Annotated in this window: 16 protein-coding genes; 9 read left to right on the top strand and 7 right to left on the bottom strand. The window is 69.5% G+C overall.

Annotation, left to right across the window (positions count from 1 at the left end):
* The first annotated feature begins 3 nt into the window (after window positions 1-3).
* The 3 genes from paaD to BOSE125_RS00540 are packed head-to-tail and all read left to right on the top strand — an operon-like array spanning window position 4 to window position 2,484.
* Window positions 4-498, top strand: coding sequence for a 1,2-phenylacetyl-CoA epoxidase subunit PaaD (gene paaD, locus BOSE125_RS00530; protein ID WP_159548584.1), 495 nt, complete (start codon window positions 4-6; stop codon window positions 496-498).
* Window positions 495-1,670 carry a 1,2-phenylacetyl-CoA epoxidase subunit PaaE gene (gene paaE / locus BOSE125_RS00535; protein WP_159548587.1) on the top strand — a complete coding sequence of 392 codons (1,176 nt, stop codon included), beginning with the start codon at window positions 495-497 and terminating at the stop codon, window positions 1,668-1,670. Before paaD ends, paaE begins: the two co-directional genes overlap by 4 nt.
* Window positions 1,671-1,680: 10 nt before the next feature.
* Window positions 1,681-2,484, top strand: coding sequence for an enoyl-CoA hydratase/isomerase family protein (locus BOSE125_RS00540; protein WP_159548590.1), 804 nt, complete (start codon window positions 1,681-1,683; stop codon window positions 2,482-2,484).
* 63 nt (window positions 2,485-2,547) lie between these two features.
* On the opposite strand, the gene BOSE125_RS00545 is transcribed toward BOSE125_RS00540, so the two are convergent.
* Both BOSE125_RS00545 and BOSE125_RS00550 read right to left on the bottom strand, forming a co-directional pair.
* Window positions 2,548-3,012: a hypothetical protein gene (locus BOSE125_RS00545; RefSeq protein ID WP_159548593.1), complete on the bottom strand. Its 465-nt coding sequence runs from the start codon at window positions 3,010-3,012 to the stop codon at window positions 2,548-2,550.
* A 107-nt stretch (window positions 3,013-3,119) separates the two neighbouring features.
* The gene (locus tag BOSE125_RS00550) at window positions 3,120-3,569 is read right to left on the bottom strand and encodes an Lrp/AsnC family transcriptional regulator (protein WP_159548596.1); all 450 of its coding nucleotides are present in this window, start codon (window positions 3,567-3,569) and stop codon (window positions 3,120-3,122) included.
* Between the two features lie 188 nt (window positions 3,570-3,757).
* On the opposite strand from BOSE125_RS00550, the gene BOSE125_RS00555 reads away from it, so the two are divergent.
* The 4 genes from BOSE125_RS00555 to BOSE125_RS00570 all read left to right on the top strand — a co-directional run bounded on the left by BOSE125_RS00555 (window position 3,758) and on the right by BOSE125_RS00570 (window position 9,271).
* Entirely contained in the window at window positions 3,758-4,918 is a 1,161-nt protein-coding gene (locus BOSE125_RS00555) for a thiamine pyrophosphate-dependent dehydrogenase E1 component subunit alpha (RefSeq protein ID WP_159548599.1), read from the top strand.
* Entirely contained in the window at window positions 4,915-6,075 is a 1,161-nt protein-coding gene (locus BOSE125_RS00560; protein WP_159548602.1) for an alpha-ketoacid dehydrogenase subunit beta, read from the top strand. The genes BOSE125_RS00555 and BOSE125_RS00560 overlap by 4 nt, the downstream gene beginning before the upstream one ends.
* Window position 6,076: 1 nt before the next feature.
* The gene (locus BOSE125_RS00565; protein ID WP_159548604.1) at window positions 6,077-7,609 is read left to right on the top strand and encodes a dihydrolipoamide acetyltransferase family protein; all 1,533 of its coding nucleotides are present in this window, start codon (window positions 6,077-6,079) and stop codon (window positions 7,607-7,609) included.
* Window positions 7,610-7,756: 147 nt separating this feature from the next.
* Window positions 7,757-9,271, top strand: a complete 1,515-nt coding sequence (locus BOSE125_RS00570; RefSeq protein ID WP_236557746.1) for a helix-turn-helix transcriptional regulator — start codon at window positions 7,757-7,759, stop codon at window positions 9,269-9,271.
* A 58-nt stretch (window positions 9,272-9,329) separates the two neighbouring features.
* On the opposite strand, the gene BOSE125_RS00575 is transcribed toward BOSE125_RS00570, so the two are convergent.
* The 4 genes from BOSE125_RS00575 to BOSE125_RS00590 are packed head-to-tail and all read right to left on the bottom strand — an operon-like array spanning window position 9,330 to window position 12,684.
* Window positions 9,330-10,694 carry a hypothetical protein gene (locus BOSE125_RS00575; protein ID WP_159548607.1) on the bottom strand — a complete coding sequence of 455 codons (1,365 nt, stop codon included), beginning with the start codon at window positions 10,692-10,694 and terminating at the stop codon, window positions 9,330-9,332.
* Window positions 10,694-11,104 (bottom strand): hypothetical protein, encoded by a 411-nt coding sequence (locus tag BOSE125_RS00580; protein ID WP_159548610.1) that lies wholly within the window; start codon window positions 11,102-11,104, stop codon window positions 10,694-10,696. Before BOSE125_RS00580 ends, BOSE125_RS00575 begins: the two co-directional genes overlap by 1 nt.
* Before the next feature lie 42 nt (window positions 11,105-11,146).
* Window positions 11,147-12,331, bottom strand: a complete 1,185-nt coding sequence (locus tag BOSE125_RS00585; RefSeq protein ID WP_159548613.1) for a hypothetical protein — start codon at window positions 12,329-12,331, stop codon at window positions 11,147-11,149.
* Complete coding sequence (locus tag BOSE125_RS00590) at window positions 12,328-12,684, bottom strand: DUF6507 family protein (protein WP_159548616.1); 357 nt, start codon at window positions 12,682-12,684, stop codon at window positions 12,328-12,330. Before BOSE125_RS00590 ends, BOSE125_RS00585 begins: the two co-directional genes overlap by 4 nt.
* 246 nt (window positions 12,685-12,930) lie before the next feature.
* On the opposite strand from BOSE125_RS00590, the gene BOSE125_RS00595 reads away from it, so the two are divergent.
* Window positions 12,931-13,473 (top strand): CarD family transcriptional regulator, encoded by a 543-nt coding sequence (locus tag BOSE125_RS00595; RefSeq protein WP_159548619.1) that lies wholly within the window; start codon window positions 12,931-12,933, stop codon window positions 13,471-13,473.
* Window positions 13,474-13,476: 3 nt separating this feature from the next.
* Here the strand turns inward: BOSE125_RS00595 and BOSE125_RS00600 are convergent, their stop codons facing one another.
* On the bottom strand, window positions 13,477-14,223 hold the full coding sequence (locus BOSE125_RS00600; RefSeq protein WP_159548622.1) for a PIG-L deacetylase family protein: 747 nt from the start codon (window positions 14,221-14,223) through the stop codon (window positions 13,477-13,479).
* A gap of 80 nt (window positions 14,224-14,303) precedes the next feature.
* Here BOSE125_RS00600 and BOSE125_RS00605 point away from each other — a divergent pair, with 80 nt between their 5' ends.
* Window positions 14,304-15,215 carry an SDR family oxidoreductase gene (locus BOSE125_RS00605; RefSeq protein WP_305764251.1) on the top strand — a complete coding sequence of 304 codons (912 nt, stop codon included), beginning with the start codon at window positions 14,304-14,306 and terminating at the stop codon, window positions 15,213-15,215.

Genomic DNA, 15,215 nt, shown 5'->3' on the forward strand with positions numbered 1-15,215 from the left:
ACCATGGCACCCGCCACCACCATCGAATCCCTGCACGAGATCGCGGCCCGGGTCACCGACCCGGAGATCCCAGTGCTGACCATCGCCGACCTGGGCATCCTGCGGGACGTCGAGCAGGACGGTGACGGCGCCGTCGTCGTGACCATCACCCCGACCTATTCGGGGTGCCCGGCCATGGACGCCATCCGGCAGGATCTAGAGCAGGAGTTCACCGCGGCCGGCTACGAGAAGGTCCGCGTGGACCTGGTGCTGTCCCCAGCCTGGTCCACCGACTGGATGACGGATGAGGGCAAGGCCAAGCTCGAGGAGTACGGCATCGCGCCGCCCACCGGGACCGGCCACCGGGGCACCGTGACCCTCGGCCTGGCCGTGAAGTGCCCGCACTGCCATTCGCTGAACACCCGTGAACTCGCCCGCTTCGGTTCCACCTCCTGCAAGGCCCTGTACTCCTGCCGGGACTGCCTGGAACCCTTCGACTACTTCAAGGTGCTCTCATGACCGCAACCGCCACGGAAACCGCCCCCGCACGCCGCCGCGCCACCTTCCACCCCCTCGAGGTGGCCGGAGTCCGCCGGCTGACCGCCGACGCCGTCGAGGTCACCTTCGCGGTGCCCGAGGAGCTGGTGGACGACTACGACTATGCGCCAGGCCAATACGTGGCCCTGCGCAAGGAGTTGCCGGACGAGGACGGCATGCTGCATGAGGTGCGCCGCAGCTACTCGATCTGTGCCGAGCCGCGGCCGGGGGAGGTCCGGGTGGCCATCAAGCGGGACCTCGGCGGGCTCTTCTCCAGCTGGGCCAATGAGCACCTGGTGGCGGGGGACACCATCGACGTGATGAGCCCCGCCGGTGCGTTCATCTCCCAGCACCGGATGACCGAGCTGAACGACCCGGAGTCGATCGACACGGACACCGAGCACACTTTCGTGGCGGTGGCCGCCGGATCCGGCATCACCCCGGTCATCGCGATCGCCCGCACGGTGCTGGCGTCCAATGACCAGGTCCGCTTCGACCTGGTGTACTCCAACCGGGCCGCCATGGACGTGATGTTCCTGGAGGAGCTGGCCGACCTCAAGGACCGCTACCCCTCCCGTTTCGCCCTGCACCACGTGCTGACCCGGGAACAGCGCATCTCACCGCTGCTGTCCGGCCGGATCGACCACGAGAAGCTCTCCACCCTGTTGTCAACCGTGATGCGTCCGGAGACGGTGGACGAGTGGTTCCTCTGCGGCCCGTTCGAACTGGTCCAGTTGGTCCGGGACGAGCTGACCGCCCTGGACGTGGACGCGGGCAAGGTCCGCTACGAGCTGTTCACCACGGGTGACCCGCAGCAGGGCCGTCCGGAGGGCAACATCGGCCGTCCCGTGGAGGTGGACGAGGCGGGGGAGAATTTCCAGATCTCCTTCACCTTGGACGGACTGCAGGGAGAGGTGAAGTCCCCCAAGGGGCAGCGCGAGTCGGTGCTCAACGCCGCTCTGCGGGTCCGCCAGGATGTGCCCTTCGCCTGCGCCGGCGGCGTGTGCGGCACGTGCCGGGCCAAGGTGGTCGAGGGCACCGTGGAGATGGATGAGAACTACGCGCTCGAGCCGGATGAGGTCGAGAAGGGCTATGTGCTGACCTGCCAGTCCCACCCGACCTCGGACACGCTCGTCGTCAACTACGACTCCTAGGAGGAACCGCATGATCGAACTGAACCTGGCCGACGGGATCGCCGAGGTCGTCCTCAACGCCCCGGAGAAGATGAACGCCCTCGATGCCGGGGCGCTCGCCGACCTCGAGAAGGCCTACGACGACGCCGCTGCCGCCGCCTCGCGCGGTGAGGTGCGCGCCCTGCTGCTGCGCGGCGAGGGCCGCGGGTTCTGCGCCGGACGGGACATCTCCGGGGTTACCCCGGCCGACGACGATGTCCTGGGCTACCTCGGCGGGAAGGTCACCCCGCTGTTGCAGAAGATGAGCGCCTTTCCGGCGCCGACCTTCGCAGCGGTGCAAGGCGCGTGCCTCGGAGTTGGCCTGGGGCTGGCGATCGCCACGGACGTGGTCTACGTGGCCGAGAACGCCAAGATCGGCTCGCCCTTCGCGAACCTGGGGGCCACGCTGGACTCCGGCGGACACTGGCTGTTCACCGAGCGGCTGGGCGCCCACCGCACCCTGGACCTCATCTACACCGCGGAGCTGATCAGCGGCGCCGAGGCGGTGGCCTCCGGACTCTTCTCCCGGGCACTGCCCGCCGAGAGTCTGCTGGAGGACACCCGCGGCATCGTGGCGAAGGTCGCCACCGGTGCCACCGGTGCCTTCCTGGCCTCCAAGGAGCTCGTGGCCCAGGTGCGCGATCAGCGACTGGGTCTGTGGGAATCCGTGGCCTGGGAGAACCAGGCGCAGGCCGACCTGTGTGGCACGGCCGACTACGCCGAGGGGTTCGCCGCCTTCCAGGAGAAGCGCAAGCCGGAGTTCACCGGCGTCGCCGGATCGCCCATGGCCCGCTGATCCCACATCACAGGGCTTTGCGTCGACTTCGGGAGGGTCGTTGAACACCTACCCAGGCTTGTCTCAAAGTCCCTGGGCGGGCGGGTGTCCGAGATAGCCCGTCATCAGGGCCTGGAGGTCCTGCGGGTCCATGAACGTGGCCGCGAACCACACCATCGCGCCCAGGGACACTGCCGAGATGAGCAGCCAGACCACGGACAACCGTGCCAGGAACCGCAATTCCCGCCGGGACTCGGCGTGGTGGTCGGAGGCGAAGGCGGCCAGTTGCAGGCCGGTGCGGTCCACCGGGCTGAGGTGGCTCGCACCGCCGTCGAGGTGGTTGGGGGCGGCATCCGAGCTGCCGTCGCGCAGGGTGGCGACGGTCTGGCCGGTGCGCGCGTCCTGACGGAGGCGGATGATCTGGTCCCCGTGGCGTGCCAGGAGGATGTCCTCGCCCATCGACCCGAGAGGGGCCGCAGTGACGGTCCGACGGCCTTGGCGCGGGGCGCTGCGGCGCGTGACGGGACGGGAGGCTTCGGACGGTTTCACTCTTCGAGGGTAAGCCCGGCAACGGCGACCCATCCCCGGAATGGCGGGGTTTGTCGGCAACTTCACCCCCTGCTGTGAGCCACGGGACAGGGCGCTGAGACGGTGCTCTACCGGGTGTCCGCGTCCTCGAAGATCACGAAGGTCTGGGTGTCCAGCACCGCGGGCAGCGGCTGGATGTGATCGAAGACCACCCGGCGCAGGTCCAGGTTGTCCCGCGCCCGGACCAGCAGCAGCACATCGAAGTTCCCGCCCACGAGGCTGACGTGGTAGACCTCCGGGATCTTCGAGAGGGTCTCCCTGACCTCCCGCCAGCCGTGCTGGCGCAGCTTCAGCGTGACGTAGGCCGAGGAGCGCAGGCCCGCACGGACCGGGTCCACCACCGCGCTGTAGCGGGTGATGACGCCGTCCTGCTGCAGTCGGTTGATCCTGGCGTAGGCGTGCGCGCGGGAGATGTGCACCCTCTGGGCCAGGGCGGTCACCGATTGCCGGCCGTCCCTCGTGAGCTCGGCCAGGATCTGCTCATCCACGGAGTCGATCGGTGCGGGTACGGGGCCCATGGAATCCCTCACTCAGAGTAGCGGTGCGCTGTTGCAGAACATCCACCAGAATAGGCAATTCTCTCCATTCGTCCACAGTCTCGCCCTGCGGCGGCGACGAACCCTCGGCTGGATCCACACTGGTGGGTACAAAGTGACTACCGCAGTGACGTGGACCACGGTCGGCATTCGACGACCCAGGAGGAACGATGAGCGAGGACACCCGCACCGGCATCACCGACGCCGCCCGCAGCTTCGGCATCACGCCGGAGGACTACATGCTGCCGGCCCGCGACCTGATCCAGATGGTGGACCCGGAGGGCCGGCTCCTGGGTGCCGGCCCGGGCCCGGAACCGGGACATGACTACCCCGTCCCAGCCGACGAGGACCTGTTGGAGGCGTACCGCCGGCTCGTGGTGGGCCGGCGCATCAACGATCAGAACTCCGCCCTGGTGCGCCAGGGGAGGATGGCGGTCTATCCCTCCAGCCACGGGCAGGAAGCCTGCCAGGTCGCCGTCGCGGCCTGCCTGGAGGAGGGCGACTGGTTGTTCCCCACCTACCGGGACACCGTGGCCGTGATCTCCCGTGGGGTCCCGCCCGTGGAGGCCATGACGGTCTTCCGCGGCGACTGGCACGGTGGCTACCATCCGGGAAAGCACAAGGTCGGCATCCAGTCCACACCGTTGACCACCCAGTTGCTGCACGCGGTCGGGGCCGCGCATGCCGCGAGACTGCGCGGCGAGGACACCGTGGTGGTGGCCCTGTGCGGGGACGGGGCCACGAGCGAGGGCGACTTCCATGAGGCGCTGAACTTCGCGGCCGTCTTCCACCTGCCGGTGATCTTCTTCGTCCAGAACAACCAGTACGCCATCTCCGTGCCGCTGGCCCGCCAGACGGTCGCACCGTCGCTGGCGCACAAAGCTGTTGGTTACGGCATGGCGGGGGAGCGCGTGGACGGCAATGACCTTGTGGCGCTGCTCGCCGTCCTCGAGCGCGGAGTGCGACTCGTGCGCGGCGGTGCGGGTCCCCTGCTGGTCGAGGCGCAGACCTACCGGATCCAGGCCCACACCAACGCCGACGACGCCACGCGGTACCGCGAGGACGCGGAGGTGCAGGAATGGCTGGCCAAGGACCCGGTGAAGCGGATGCGTGCCTACCTCACCGGCCGCGGCCTCCTCGCTGACGAGCTGCAGGCCCGCTTCGAGCAGGAGGCCGAGCAGGTCGCCGCCGAGCTGCGGGACGGCCTCAACCAGGAGGTCACCGGCGACCCGCAGGATCTCTTCGCCCACGTCTTCACCGTCCCCACCCCGCAGCTGGCCGAGCAGTCCGCCCAGCTGTCCGAGGAACTCGCCGGCGAGGAGGCATCATGAGCACCCGCCAGACCACCGGCCCTGACGCCGGTTCAGTCGACGCCGTGGAAACCGCGGTGGACGCGGCCCGTGAGTCCACCACCCGGGCCGGCGGGGCGGGCGTCCCGGGCCCGCGCCCCGAGTCCCCGGCGGCTCCGATCCATACGGGGCCGGTGACGATGGCCAAGGCCCTCAACGCGGCCTTGGCCGATGCGCTGGCTGCCGATGCCGGCGTCGTGGTGTTCGGCGAGGACGTGGGCACCCTCGGCGGGGTCTTCCGCATCACGGACGGACTGGCTGCGCGCTTCGGGACGGAGCGGTGCTTCGACACCCCGTTGGCCGAATCCGGGATCGCCGGCATGTCCGTGGGCATGGCGATCAACGGGATGCGGCCGGTGATCGAGATGCAGTTCGACGCCTTCGCCTACCCGGCCTTCGAGCAGATCGCCTCCCACGTGGCGAAGATGCGCAACCGCACCCGGGGAGCCGTGGCCATGCCGATCGTCATCCGCATCCCGTACGCCGGGGGCATTGGCGGAGTGGAGCACCACTGCGATTCCTCGGAGGCCTATTACGCGCACACCCCCGGGCTCAAGGTCGTCACCCCGGCCACCGTGACGGACGCCTACCTGCTGCTGCGGGCGGCCATCGACTCGGACGACCCGGTGGTCTTCATGGAGCCCAAGAAGCTGTACTTCGCCAAGGACCGGGTCGACCTGGACGCTCTGAAGGAGCAGTACGAGTCAGGTGACGGACCGTGGGCCGCGCTGGAATCCGGCGGGGCCGCCGTCGCGCGGACCGGGACCGATGCGACGCTGATCGCCTACGGGCCGTCCCTGCCCACCGCGATGGCCGCGGCGGCCGCCGCCCAGGATGAGGGTCGCTCGCTGGAGGTGGTGGACGTGCGCACGATCGTGCCCTTCGACGACGCCACCGTGGCCGCGTCTGTGTCCAAGACCGGCCGGGCCGTGGTCATCACCGAGGAGACGGGCTTCGCCTCCGTGGCCGCGGAGATCGCCGCCCGGGTGCAGCAGCGCTGCTTCCACTCCCTGGCCGCGCCCGTGCTGCGGGTGACCGGTTTCGACATCCCCTATCCGGCGCCGAAGCTGGAGCACCATTTCCTGCCCTCGGTGGACCGCATCCTGGACGCCGTGGACGACCTGCAGTGGGAGGACTGACATGACCATCCGCACCTTCCTGCTCCCGGACCTGGGAGAGGGCCTGACCGAGGCGGACATCATCCGGTGGCTGGTGGACGCCGGGGACACCGTGGCCGTGGACCAGCCGATCGTCGAGGTCGAGACCGCCAAGTCGCTCGTCGAGGTGCCCAGCCCCTTCGGCGGCACCGTGGCGACCCTGCACGCCGAGGCCGGCACCACCCTGGACGTGGGCAGGCCTCTGGTCTCCGTCGAGGACGGCGTGGCCGGTGGTTCGGAGGCCGCGCCCGCCGAGGGTGCCCAGTCCTACCGCGAAGAGGAACGCGCCGGGGTCCGGCCTGAGGCTGCAGCCGTCTCGGGGCAGGCGCCCGGCGCGGCGGACACGGTTCGGCCTGCGGCGAATGCGGAGGAAGGGGAGGCGGACGACGCCGGCTCCGGCAACGTCCTGATCGGCTACGGCACTCCCGGTGGTGCAGCGACCGGCCGTACCCGGCGGCGCAAGGCTGCCGCGGCTTCTCCGGTCGTCGCGTCGTCGACCGTCGCGTCACCGGCCGCAGGCTCGCCGACAGAGGCGCCCGAGCCGTCTCGCCCGGCCCCACGGGTGGTCAACCCCCTCGTGCGCCGGCTGGCCCGCGAGCACGGAGTGGACCTCACCACCGTGCGGGGAACCGGGCCTGGCGGCCTGATCCTGCGCACCGATGTGCTGGCTCGCGCCGGCGCGGGGACGGCCGCCTCTGTCGCCTCTGCCTCCTCGGCCTCCACGGAGACGACGGGTGCCGAGCCGACTGCGGCCGGTGAGGGATCGTGGGCTCCGGAACCCACGGAAGAACTGGACCCGCGCACGGGACTGGGGGTGGCCGGCGTCGAGCAGGTCTCCGGGGTGCGCAAGGTGACCGCCGCGGCCATGGCCCGCTCGCGTCGCGAGATCCCCGAGGCCACGATCTGGGTGGACGTGGACGTCACCCCGCTGCTGGAGCTGCGGACGTCACTGAAGGCACGCGGGGACCAGGAAGTGCCGGGGCTGCTGGCCTTCGCCGCCCGGTTCGCGCTCGCAGGCCTGGCCCGATTCCCCGAGCTGGCGAAGCGCTTCGAGGAGGACGGCGCGGGCGGGCACCGGATCGTGTCCTTCGACGGCATCAACCTCGGCTTCGCGGTGCAGACCGAGCGTGGTCTGGTGGTGCCGGCCATCCGGGGCGCCCACGCCATGACCGCCCGGCAACTGAATGCCGAGCTGCGCCGGATGACCGAACTGGCCCGCTCCGGCAGAGGGACTCCGCGGGACCTGTCCGGCGGGACGTTCACCATCAATAACTACGGGGTATTCGGCACCGACGGATCCGCGGCGATCATCAACCACCCGGAGGTCGCGATCCTCGGGATGGGAAGGATCATCGACCGGGCCTGGGTGGTGGACGGCGAGCTGGCCGTGCGCAAGGTCATGCAGCTCTCCCTGGTCTTCGACCACCGGATCTGCGACGGCGGGACGGCCGGCGGATTCCTGCGGTTCGTCGCGGACTGCTTCGAGAACCCGGTGGGGGTGCTGGCGGACCTCTGAACGGGCCCGCGCCGACGTCATTGACTGTGTGGGGAGAGCGTGGTTCCCGGCTTGATGATCGTCAAGATGTATGGCTTGGTTGCGAATCTTGGCGCGAGTTCCTCGGTTGTGAGTCAAAAAGCAGGCTGAATTGACTATTATGGCGTGATGGTGCTCACTTCTTCCGCTGCCTCTGATACTGCGGCTACCTCTGTTGTCTCCGCTGCCACGGCCGCCGGTGCCCACACCGTCACCCCCGATCTTGACCCGGTGGTGCTCGGCCGGCGCCTGCGCCACCTGCGCAAGGAGGCCGGGCTGACCCTGGACCAGGCCGCCGAGGCCGTGGGGGCCACCGGTTCCCACCTGTCCCTCGTGGAGAACGGCAAGCGGGAGCCCCGGCTATCCCTGCTCTCCAGGCTGGCCGGTCTCCACGGCACCACGGTGGAGGAACTGCTGGCATCCGAGGCCCCGAGCCGCCGGGCCGCCCTGGAGATCGTGGTGGAGAAGGCTCAGCGCACTGACCACTATGCGAGCCTGGGGCTGCCGCAGATCAAGATCTCCCCACGCACCCCCACGGCGGTACTGGAGGTCATCGCCGGGCTGGAAGCGGAGCTGAACCGGCGCATGGAGGAGCAGGCCGCCACCCCGGAGGAGGCCCGGCGGGCGAACTCCGAGCTGCGGCAGGAGATGAAGGAGCGCAACAACCACTACCCGGAACTGGAACGGAAGGCGCAGGACCTGCTGGACGCCGTCGGGCATTCCGGTGGGCCCCTCAGTCATCATGCGGCCGCTGACCTGGCCGACTATCTGGGGTTCTCGGTGCACTCCGTCTCGAACCTGCCGCACTCCACGCGCTCGGTGACGGACCTGAAGAACCGGCGGTTCTACCTCTCCCGGGCCCGCAACCCGGATCACGATCCGCGGTCGGTGCTGCTGCAGGCCATCGCCGCCTATGTGCTCGGGCATGGGGAGCCCGCCGACTACTCGGACTTCCTGCGCCAGCGCGTCTACACCAACTACTTCGCGGCCGCCCTGATGATGCCGCAGAAGGAGACGGTGAAGTTCCTGAAGAATGCCAAGACCCAACGGGACCTGGCCATCGAGGATGTGCGGGACGCCTTCGGGGTCTCCTACGAGTCCGCCGCGCACCGGTTCACCAACCTGGCGACGGAGCACCTCGGGATCACGTGCCACTTCCAGAAGGTCCACGAGTCCGGCATCATCCACAAGGCCTACGAGAACGACGGCGTCTCCTTCCCCGCCGACCACACCGGGGCCATCGAGGGGCAGCAGGTGTGCCGGAACTGGACCTCACGCGAGGTGTTCGGCGTGGCCGACCGGTTCCGGGCCTTCAACCAGTACACGGACACCCCGGCCGGAACGTACTGGTGCACCGCCGTGGTGGAGGCGCACTCCTCCGGGTTCTACTCCCTGTCCATCGGCGTGCCCTTCGACCATGCCCGCTGGTTCCGTGGCGCGGACACCACCTCGCGCTCCGTGTCCCGGTGCCCGGATCCCACGTGCTGCCGGGTGCCCTCACCGGATCTGGAGGCCGACTGGGGTGGACACGCCTGGCCCGCCGCCCGCGCCAATGCGCACCTGCTGGCCGCCCTGCCGGCCGGCGCCTTCCCCGGCGTGGACGAGGTGGAGGTCTTCGAGTTCCTCCGGGCGCAGGGGGCATAGGGGACAGCAAAGGGATGGAGGGCAGTCGCGGGGCGGGGGAGGGGGACCTTCTCGCCGGTCAACCGTCCCGGGGCTGTTCCCGGTAGCCGATCCCGGCGCCCGCCGGGGCGAGCAGGGCGGACAGGTGCCGGTGGATGTTGCGCGCAGGGACGGAGGTCAGCAGGACGTGGTCCAGCCCGTCTGACTCTACGAGGTAGTGGCCGGCCTCGCCGGCATGCAGGTACGTGACCCGGCCGCCATCGCCCTCCGCCTGCCACACCACCCACGGTTCGGTCCAGGCGGCGTGGAGGGCAGCATCAAGCCCCGCAGGCGAGGGCGTCTGCTGCGTGACGCGGCGGTCGAAGTCCTCGAGCCGCACCGGTGCCTGCTCCACCGCCGTCCGCCATGCCGGGGTGATGCCCAGCCAGCTGCCGCAGGTCTCCGCCAGACGCCACAGGGGGAGGAAGTCGACTCGGGTGCCATTCGGGGTGGGGTGGAGGATCCCCTGGCCGTCGGAGCCTATGGACCCGACGGGCGTCTGGGCCAGTAGCAGGGTCTGCCCCTCGGCGCCATGGAACAGCGTCAGCCGGGTCTCCCTGCCGTCCCGGTGCGCGGTCAGCGTGGCCCGGCCGGCCGGTTCGAGCAGCGGTCCGGTCACCGTGGTGCCCTGCGGGGAGAGCCCGATGCCTGGTTCCGTCAAGCCGGCGGAGACGAGTTCGGTCCACGGGCTGGACTCCAGGTCAGAGCCCGACGCCGGCCCCTCGCCGGTCGCTGCCAGGTGCAGCAGCAGTCCGGCCGCCTCGTCGGTGAGCACCGGTCCTGCGGAGCGGAAGGGCTGCTCCGGGGCGAGGACGCTGAGCGCCTCCAGCGGTGCCCCGTGCCGGACGGAGGCCGCCTCGGCGAGGCGGGGGAGCACGGGTGCTCGCGGACCCTCGGGGGCATCGTGACGCGTGGCTCCGTTGATGCGCACCCGGTCACCCAGGTCCCAGGCCATCTGGTCCCACCGGGTCAGCTGCCGCTCCGAGCAGGTGAGGGTCAGGGCGAACGCGGTGCCCTCGTGCACCACGAAGTACTGGGTCACGTGCACCAGGGAACCTGGTGCCGTGTGCAGGAACTCGAGCCGCCGGCCGGACGTCGGGTTCAGCCCGGTCGGCGCCCACAGGTCCACGTCGAGGATGCGGAGCAGGGGCAGCTGGACCATGAACTCGCTCATCGCCTGGGTGGAGTACTGAGCGGTGGTGACGGTGCAGGTCTCGAGGGTCGCCACCAGGCTCGGCCGGTGGCCGTCCGAGTCCTGACCGGTCCCCTCGGGCGCCGTGAAGACGGAGACGTCGGCCGTGGACTGCGCTGCATGTTCCCAGCCGGAGGGGACGGAGAATTCGTACCCGCCGAGCCGGTCCGAGGACCACGGCCGTTCGGTGCCGTGGCGTCGGGATGCTGACATCAGGTTTCCTGCCTGTCACGGTCCTGCTGAGTGGTTCGTTCGTCTGCTTCGAGCTGGCGCACCCAACCGGGCTTGAGGCGTTCCGGGAGCCAGTAGGAGGCCACGAAGGCCAGGATCAGCCCGGCCCACAGGACGATGAGCAGCGTGGTGTGGATCGGATTCCCCGGGTTGGTGATGAGATTCTCCGTACTCGGACTCACGCGGAGCAGGATCATCGCCATGATGGCAGCGAGGGTCAGGACGAGGATGGAGGGGGACAGCACGAACCAGTACTTTCCCCCGATCACGATCCGGACCGCGCGGATCCACAGGATCCTGGTCCGTCCGGTGTAGGCGCCCCACGTGAGGGCCACCATGCCCGCGGCGACGAGGGGAAGAAGGATGAGGAAGAAGACGAAGATCGGTTCCATGGGTAGGGGAAGCCTAACGCGTGTCCGTCCGCGATCGGCGGCTCAGCCCCAGACCTTCTCCCAGGCCGTGCCCCAGCTCGCATCCTCGCCGTCCAGCGCGTTGTCGAGCATCGCGCCGAGGTTCTCGCCCGCCAGCCCACCGGCCGTGCCGCCGGCATAGCCGCCGGCGATGGCCCCGACGGCTGCACCTCCGGCGAGACCGGCTCCACCGCCGACGATGGTCCCTGCTACGGGGACCACGCTTCCCGCTGCCGCCCCGGCGGAACCGAGGGATGCACCTCCGGCCAGGGCCCCGACGAAGATGCCGCCGGCGCCACCGATGATGTTGCCGAGGGCGTTGCCCGCCAGGCGCAGGCCCGCGGACTGTCCGGCAGAGCCCATGCGTTCCCACCAGTTCATCTCAGGGTGCTGCTCGAGGTCGTCGTTCCACTCCTGGGAGAAGGCGTTGGCTCCGGTGATGACGTAGTCCACGCCAGGGATGAAGTTCCCGGCCTTCCGTGCCCAGGCGGGGACGTCAGGCAGGTTCCCGAACCGCTGCGTCTCGACTGTCGGCACGGGGACCCTGACCCTGCCGTCGGCGCGGATCGTCGTCTCCGTCAGCACGATGCGTTCGGCCGGGATGATGGTCCCGTCGGCGTGGGCGATGTTGATCCGGGAATAGTCGAGTGTGCGGACCCGCACCTCCGCGGAGAAGCGGAACTCGTAGGTGGGCACCCGCAACTGGCCCAGGGCCTCCGTGACCGCTCCGCGGATCATGCCGTCGTACGGGGACGACCATGGAACGGTCGGCGCGGCTCCCGGATCCGCATGCTTGATGTTGTTGGCGCAGTCCTCCTCCAACTGCAGCATCTTCTCGGCGACGCCGTTCACCGCGTCCTGGACTTCCTGCGCGTCGGACTCCTCCGAATAGCAGGCCATGCCTCCGGAGACCGCGGCGTCGTACTCGCCCTTGATGGACTCCAGGTCATCGCAGTACTGGTGGAGGGCCAGCTTGACCACGTCCGTGCTACCCTCCAGGCCCTCGCCCATCTCCTGCGGCTTGTCGAAGGCATTGACCAGGGACGTCTCGTCGGGAACCACCACCCAGGTGGCGATCTCCCGCCAGCACGACCGGGCGTCGTCGGCCGTGGTCTTGAAGGCCGTGCCGGCAGTGTGGATGGCGGTGGCGTCGGTGCGCAGGGCGGCCGTGTCCGGGAACTCTGGGAGCCCGCTGAGGTCAACTGTCATCGTGCCTCCTCCTCCGTACTGGCGACGTCGTCCGCGGCCGTCCGAGCCGTATCGGCCATCTGCTGGTCGCCGGTGACGAAGGCGTTCACCATCTTGTCCGCCTCATTGACGACGTTGTTGCCGGTGTGGTCCAGTACTGTGGCCAGCTTGCCCTGGTAGCCGTCGTAGACCTCTTGGAGTGCTCCCATGATCAGCGAACTGTTGGCGGTGCCGGCCGCTGTCTGCACGGCGGTGGACAACGTGGTCCGCTGTCCGTCGAAGTCCTGGACATGGCCCCGGGTGCTGCTGATGACCTCGCGGGCCCTCTCCACGTTGACCTCATAATCGGGCAGTCCCACTGGGGTTCCCTCCATTGTGCTGATCCGAAGAAGGAGGGCGTCCGCCGTTCCGCTGAGCAATCTACAATCCCTGATGGGTCGCCGCCATGGGGAGGACTACCCATGTGGTCCTGGCGAAGGGGGAGAAGCCTAGGGCATAGGGCGGCAGCTGTCCCGTATTTGTGAGAAAATGGAGTTCAGCCAAACTCACGGAAAGCACCCGGCCCGTGGACGGGCCAGGTGCTGGGGGAGGCCTTCGCACCGAAGGAAAGTGACGTATACATGCAGTTGAGCCCCGGCAAGCTTGTTGTTCACCCCCACCACGGTCCCGCGGCGGTCACGAATCGTACGCAGCGCACCGTCAAGGGGACGGAGGTGACTTACATTGAGCTCACCATCCGGAGCAACAACCTGGTGGTGTCCATCCCGGAGTCCAAGGTGGAGGAGATCGGCGTCCGTGAGGTCTACGGACGGGCCCACCTGCGCACCCTCCTCGAGGTCGTGCAGGAGCCGTCCGGTGTGGAGGAGAAGCAGTGGTCCCGCCGGATGAAGGCCAACCAGGAGCGGGTGGCCTCGGGTCTGCTTGAGCAGATCGCTGAAGTGGTCCGGGACCTGGGCCGCCGCCGCGACACCAAGGGCCTGTCCATGGCCGAGAAGGACCTCTTCCGCGCCGCCCAGGCACCGCTGGCCGCTGAAGTCGCCCTGGCGCTGGAGATCTCGGAGGAGGAGGCCGTGGAGGTCATCGACGCCGTGGCCAACGGCGCCTCCCTGGACGAGCTGGGCTTCGCCGCTGACGCCTCGGGCGCGGAACCGGCCATGGCCTGAGGGTTAGCCGCCGAGTCCACCCAGGTCGAACACCCGGAACGTCACGGCGTGGTCCGAGCCGGCCTGCGCGCCACCGGCCCGGAGGATCTCCGGGATGAACTCCTCCGGCTTCGGGTGGCCGGTGACGTGCTTCAGGTAGGCCTCGTGGCGGTTCAGGGAGGCGACGGCGGCCGTCACCGCCGCGCCATCCACCGGCGCGGCGTGGGTCGGGCGCTCGTGGCCGGCCACCAGGAGGGCGGAGACGTGCCACGGCTCCAGGCCCTCGGCCTCGGCCAGGTCGCGGAAGATCCAGGGGTTGTCCGCGTCCCGCACACCGTCCACCACGGCCAGCCCGGCGGCGCGGTGATCGGCCTGGTTCAGACCGCCGTAGGCCTCGAAGTCGAAGTTGGCGGTGACCACGGCATCCGGGCGCACCGTCCGCACTGTGCGGGCGATGTCCCGGCGCAGCGCCAGCCCATATTCGAGCATTCCGTCCGGATGGTCCAGGATCAGCAGGTTCTCCACGCCCACCTCCGAACAGGCGCCCCGTTGCTCTGCGGCGCGCAGAGGCCTGACGACGTCCGGCGGCTCGGCCATACCGGCCTCGCCCGCCGTGAGCAGCAGATAGGTGACCTCGATGCCACGCGCTGTCCACGCGGCGACGGCTGCTGATGTGCCGTACTCCATGTCATCCGGGTGGGCGACGATGCACAGCACCCGGGACCAGCCGTCGTCGGGAACGGGGGGCAGGGAGGGGATGATGTCAATCATGGGCTCAGACCTTCCGGCCGTATCAGTGGTGCTCCTAGGGTGGCATAGCGAACGCCCGGCCAACGTATGAGGGGGACACCATGAAGGACGATGACCTGACGGAGGCCGGGCGTCATGCGCGGTCCATGGCGGGATCCGACGGCACCATGCCGGCCCAGCAGCAGGAGCCACCCGGACTCACCGCGCCCATGGACCCGGTGCCGGACCACGGCGAGTCCAGCTGGGTCGGCCGCGGACGGCTGGAGGGGCTGAAGGCACTGATCACCGGGGGTGATTCGGGCATCGGACGGGCCGTGGCCATCGCCTTCGCCCGGGAGGGCGCGGACGTGGCCATCAACTACCTCCCCGAGGAGGCCGAAGACGCGCAGGACACCATCGGGTGGATCGACAAGGCCGGCCGGAACGCCGTCGCGGTCCCCGGCGACCTGCGTGACGAGGCGGAGTGCCAGCGGATCGCCGAGGAGGCCGTGGCCGGGCTGGGCGGGCTGAACATCCTGGTCAACAACGCCGGCTACCACTGGGCGCGTGGCGAACCGGGACTCGGCGGACTGCGCACCCAAGACCTGGACCGCGCCGTGAAGACCAACCTCTACGGCACACTCTGGCTGAGCAGGGCCTGCCTGCCCCACCTGGGTGCCGGGGACAGCATCATCATCACGACGTCGGTGCAGGCCTACCAGCCCTCGGAGACGATGATCGACTACGCCGCCACCAAGGCGGCCCTGAACAATGTCACGGTGAACCTGGCCGGAGACTTGGGTCCGCAAGGCATCCGCGTGAATGCCGTGGCTCCGGGGCCGGTGTGGACGCCGCTCCAGCCGGCCACCAAGGAGCCGGAGGCCGTCTCGCACATGGGCGCCGACACCCCGCTGGGGCGGATCGGTCAGCCAGCTGAACTGGCCGGGGCCTACGTGTTCCTGGCCAGCCCCGCGGAGGCCAGTTTCGTCTCCGGCTCCGTGGTGGGTGTGACCGGCGGCCTGCCGGTGTTCTGA

The organism is Citricoccus sp. K5 (genome assembly GCF_902506195.1).
GTDB lineage: Bacteria > Actinomycetota > Actinomycetes > Actinomycetales > Micrococcaceae > Citricoccus.